The 1,009-nt window shown below is 45.2% G+C and carries 1 protein-coding gene; it reads right to left on the bottom strand.

Annotation, left to right across the window (positions count from 1 at the left end):
* The gene (locus F6K22_RS41580) at positions 1-918 is read right to left on the bottom strand and encodes a hypothetical protein (protein WP_293111072.1); all 918 of its coding nucleotides are present in this window, start codon (positions 916-918) and stop codon (positions 1-3) included.
* Positions 919-1,009 lie beyond the last annotated feature (91 nt).

Genomic DNA, 1,009 nt, shown 5'->3' with positions numbered 1-1,009 from the left:
TTAGACAATCAAGTCTTCTCTTACTTCTTCCCATGAACCACCCAGTAAGGCTGTTTCCCAATCACCTTCAAGTATCGCGTTAGCAGATTTTTTGAGTCGCTCGACTCCTTGAGGACTCATTCCAACGCTGGCAGCAGCAGCTTCGACAGCCATATTCACGGCAAAATCGGCTAACTGGTCTTTGAAGGCATCCCAATCTTCGTTATATGCAGCCTGGATTAACCTGACTATTGGAATGACATATCCTCTGATAATAGCAGCCACCATCTTAGCCGGAGGGTATATGTTTCCTACTAAATCTAATATTACAGCACTAATCTCAAGAAATATTACATACTTATTAATTAAATCGTTAACAAAATACTTCTTCCTTGCCTTCCGTTCTTTCTTACGTTCTTTGAGAATCTGGTTAAGCAAATTCCTGGAATTATTAGCTAATTCTTCTGAAAGCTCAACAGCTTGCTCCGCATGAGCAACTTTGTACATTGTTTCAGCATAGACAGGATTCAGTGCCTCTGCTTCTGCTTGAATTTGGGCAAAGAACGCAGAATCTTCTGATAACTGCCTGACAGCTGCTTGCCAGTCCTGGTCTGCTTGTTGGAATAAAGCTTGGTCGCGTTGCTCCTCTTGGGCAAGTTCCTGGAGTGCTACCTCGTACTGAATTATCTGCTCAACCAGACCTTCAGAGACCTTCAATAAATTCTCCTGAATATTCTCAGCCTCTTCCCCTTGCAAAGCTTGATGAATATCATTTTTAGCATCAGCCAACGAAGCCTTCACTTCATCAGGCAAATCCGGCTGCCGCTCTTCCAAATCCTCCAAACCTGTCAACAACGTCGCCATATCCGACGACAACTTACCCAAATCGCTACCACCAGCCACAGCATCCAAACCAACATCAGCCCGCACCTGATTCACTGCTTGTCGCAACTCCTCCTCTGCCTGCAACTGCTCCAACTGCTCCAACTTCGCCCGCGCCTACAAACGTTGACGCTCTAACTCTATCTGA

This window comes from Okeania sp. SIO2F4, assembly GCF_010672385.1.
Classification (GTDB): domain Bacteria; phylum Cyanobacteriota; class Cyanobacteriia; order Cyanobacteriales; family Microcoleaceae; genus Trichodesmium.
The sequence above is the reverse complement of the archived record's forward strand: the minus strand, read 5'-3'. Positions and strand labels throughout refer to the sequence as shown.